At 75.8% G+C, this 3965-nt stretch carries 3 protein-coding genes; all 3 read left to right on the forward strand.

From position 1 onward, the window contains the following. On the forward strand, nucleotides 1-865 hold an 865-nt coding region (locus AB0M52_RS31850), incomplete at its 5' end, for an AAA family ATPase (protein ID WP_363961378.1). A gap of 14 nt (nucleotides 866-879) precedes the next feature. Beyond that, the gene (locus AB0M52_RS31855) at nucleotides 880-2040 is read left to right on the forward strand and encodes a DUF58 domain-containing protein (protein WP_363961380.1); all 1161 of its coding nucleotides are present in this window, start codon (nucleotides 880-882) and stop codon (nucleotides 2038-2040) included. Next, nucleotides 2016-3965, forward strand: a 1950-nt coding sequence (locus AB0M52_RS31860; protein ID WP_363961382.1) for a transglutaminaseTgpA domain-containing protein, incomplete at its 3' end; no start/stop codon positions are given. The genes AB0M52_RS31855 and AB0M52_RS31860, both read left to right, overlap by 25 nt.

A 3965-nucleotide genomic window follows, 5' to 3' on the forward strand; every position in this document is an offset into this window, starting at 1 on the left:
GTTCGCCCAGGGGCACGTCCTGCTGGAGGACGTGCCCGGGGTGGGCAAGACGACCCTGGCCCGGGCGATCGCGGCGACGGTGCAGGGGCAGTGGCGGCGCATCCAGTTCACCCCGGACCTGCTGCCGTCGGACGTGTCCGGCGTGACCATCTTCAACCAGGCCACCCGGGGTTTCGAGTTCCACCCCGGTCCGGTGTTCGCCAACATCGTCATCGCCGACGAGATCAACCGGGCGTCACCGAAGACGCAGTCGGCGCTGCTGGAGGTGATGGAGGAGCGGACGGTGACCGTGGACGGGGTGCGGCATCCGGTGCCGCAGCCGTTCCTGGTGGTGGCCACCCAGAACCCGGTGGAGATGGACGGCACCTACCGGCTGCCGGAGGCCCAGTTGGACCGGTTCCTGGTCAAGCTCTCGGTGGGGTACCCGGACGAGTCCGTGGAGGTGGAGGTGCTGCGCGGGGCGACGGTGCGCTCCCCCGAGGCGCTCGCCTCGGTCACCGACACCGCCACCGTCGGCGAGATGGTCCGGATGGCCCGCCGGGTGCACATCGCCGAACCGCTCTACGCGTACGCGGTGCGGCTGGCCGCGGCCACCCGCACCCACCCGCAGGTCCGCGTCGGGGTCAGCCCCCGTGGGGTGATCGCGCTGACCCGGGCGGCGTGCGCGTACGCACTGATCGACGGCCGTGGTTGGATCATGCCGGAGGACCTGAAGATCCTCACCGAACCGGTGTTCGCCCACCGGCTGCTGCTCACCCCCGACGCGCAGGTGCGCGGGGTGACCGCCGCCGACGTGCTGCGCCAGTCGGTCGCCTCCGTGCCGGTGCCGCTGCCGTCGGGCCAGCCGGCCCCGGCACACTCCTGACCGGCAAGGCTGCCGTGGGGATCACCGCCCGGGGCATCGGGCTGCTCGTCGCCGCAGTGCTGCTGCTCGGCGCCGGCTTCCACTTCGCGTACCCGGAGTTGACGCTGCTCGGCGCGGCGGCCGGCGCCGCCCTCGCGGTGGCCGTGGTCACCGCGGCCCGGCGACCCCGGTTGCAGGTTCACCGGCAGGCGGACCCGGACCGGGTGGCCCGGGGCGAGCCGGCCTCGATGACGCTGACCGTACGCAATGCGGGGCGGCTGCGGGCGGCGAGCCTGCTGGCCACCGACCGCTGCGGCGACCGGATGGTGCCGGTGCCGGTGCTGCGGCTGCGCCCGGGGGCGGACACCACGGTCCGCTACGACGTGCCGACCATCCGGCGCGGGGTGGTGCCGGTCGGGCCGCTGCGGGTGATCCGCCGCGACCCGCTCGGTCTGGTCGTGCTGGCCCGCTCCTACGGCGGCAGCGTGCCGGTGTGGGTGCACCCACGCATCCACCCGTTGTCGGCGGTGCCCACCGGTGCCGGTCGCAGCCTCGACGGGCGGGTCGACGCGGTGCCGCACGGCTCGATCACCTTCGACTCGCTACGGGAGTACGTCGTCGGCGACGAGCTGCGCCGGGTGCACTGGCGTACCAGCGCCCGGGTGGGTGAGCTGATGGTGCGGGAGAACGTGGACACCAGCCTGCCCCGGATCGTGGTGCTGCTGGACAATCGGGCCGCCGCGCACCCGGACCGGGTCGACGGGGTGGCCGAGTCGTTCGAGTCGGCCTGCGAGGCCGCGGCGTCGGTGGTCACCGCGGCGGTCCGCGAGGACCTGCCGGTGGTGCTGCTGTTCGTCGCCGCCGAGGAAGCGTCCGGCGGAGGGCTGGGCTCCGGCGCTGCCGGGCCGCTGGACCGGTTGGCGGCGGTGTCGCTGACCGGCGAGGGCACGCTCGAGGCCGCGGCGGCGCGGCTGCGCCGCGACCGGCTCGGCGACACCCTGGTCGTGCTCACCGGGCCGGGTGGCCGCGACGACCTGGGGCACGTCGGCGCGCTGCGCGGGGCGTACCCGTCGGTGGTGGTCGGGGTGTTCGGGGCGGTGGAGCCGACGCCGCCGGGCGCGGCCGGCCTGGTCGTCGTCGACGCTGCTGACGGCGCGGCGTTCGCCGCCGAATGGGACGGGGTGCGTCGGTGGTGAGGCTGCTGCGGGCGGTACCGGTGCCGGCGGCCCTGATCACCATGGTCGCGCTGGCCGGGATGGTGCTCGGCCGGGTGTACGCGGGGTCGCTGCTGACCGTCCTGATCGCCGGTGCGGCGGTCGGCTCGGTGCTGGTCAGTGTCGTGGCGCGGCCGCTGCCGTCCTGGCTGGTGGCGCCGGTGTCGGTGCTGGCGATGGCCGGGTGGACGGCGTGGTGCCTGCGGTTTGCCGCCGGCCGGGCCGACCTGCCCGGAGGGTTCGCCGAGGTGGCCGGCGACGCCGCGCGCAACGGCATTCCCCGGCTGCTGACCGCGATGATCCCGGTGGAGCCGACACCGGACACGATCCTGGTGCCACTGGTGGCCGCCTGGCTGGCCGGGCTGGCCGGCGCGGAGGTGGCGCTGCGGGCCGGACGGGTGCTGCTGGGCTACCTGCCGCCGGTGTTGCTCTACGCCGGCGCGTTGTACGTGGTCGGACCGAACGCCGAGCCGGCGATCGGCCCGACCGTGGCGCTGGTGGCGGTGGCGGCGCTCGGGCTGGCGGTGTCGGGTCGGCCGGCCGGCGGCGACCCGGTCGACGAGTTGGCCCCGGCGGTGCGGGCCGGGGTACGGGCCCGGCTGGCCGCGGCGTCGGCCGCCGGCACGGCGGTCGTGGTGGGGCTGGCGGCGGTGCTCGGCCCGGCGGTGGCCGCCCTGGTGGACACGCCCCCGGTGGATCCGCGCCGCTATGTGGAGCCGCCGCAGGTGGAGACGCTGGACGAGAACCCGCTGATCCGGATCTCCGGCTGGGCGCTGAACCCGGAACAGCAGCTGTTCCAGGTGGCCACCGAGCGGGCCGGTGCTGCCGACGCGGCGGCTCCGGCGGGTCCGGCAACGCAGGGCCCGGACGCGCCGCCGGCCGGTGGTGGGGTGCGGATCCGGCTGGCCGTGCTGAGCGACTACGACGGCGTCACCTGGCGGGTCGGTGCCACCTACCGCAACGCCGGGCGGATCCTGCCGGCCACGGACCCGGCCCCGCACGCCACGGTGGAGACGGTCGAGCAGGAGATCACGGTGGGCGAGCTCAGCGGGCGGCTGCTGCCCGCCGTGGCCACCCCGCGCGAGGTCAGCGGGGCGCGGGTCGCCTACGACCCGGGCACCGGCACGTTGATCCGCCCCGACGGGCTCAGCCCGGGGTTGCGCTACACGGTGACCTCGGCGCGGGAACGTCCGGACGTCAACCTGCTGGCCACCGCGAACACCCCGGCCGGTGACGAGGTGGCCCGGGTGCTGCACGTCGCCGACGGGGCACCCGAGCAGCTGCGCCGGCTCGCCACCCAACTGGCCGAGGAGAACGGCGCCCCGTACGCCCGGGCGGCGGCGATCGAGCAGTGGCTGGCCGAGCACTACCGGCTGGTCGCCGACGCGCCCAGTGGCCACGCCTACCCGAACCTGACGTTCTTCCTGTTCGGACCGCGAAACGGCGGTGGGCAGCGCGGCACCTCCGAACAGTTCGCCGCGTCGTTCGCGGTGCTGGGCCGGCTGGCCGGCCTGCCGACCCGGGTGGTGGTCGGGTTCGCCGCTCCCGGGTCGGGGCCGGTACGGGCCGCCGACGCGTACGCCTGGCCGGAGGTGCTCTTCGACGGGTTGGGCTGGGTGCCGTTCGACCCGCTGCCCCGGCCGGACGACGAGCCGCGGCCGGTGGAGGAGGACCTCCGCCCGCAGCCGGAGAATCCGCCGCCGTCGGAGCAGCCGGAGCCCACCCTGGAGCCGACCGTCTCACCGACACCGCAAGCCGCCCCCGCCGGCCCCACCGACACCGGTGGAGTGTCCACGCCGGTGCTGGTCGCCGGCATCTCCGGCGGGCTGCTGCTCGTGGTCGTGGCGCTGCTGGCCACCCTGATCGGGATGCGTCGGGCGCTGACCCGCAACCGGTTGCACCGGGGC

Origin of the sequence: Micromonospora sp. NPDC051296 (genome assembly GCF_040682255.1) — a bacterium.
GTDB classification, from domain to species: Bacteria; Actinomycetota; Actinomycetes; order Mycobacteriales; family Micromonosporaceae; genus Micromonospora; species Micromonospora craterilacus.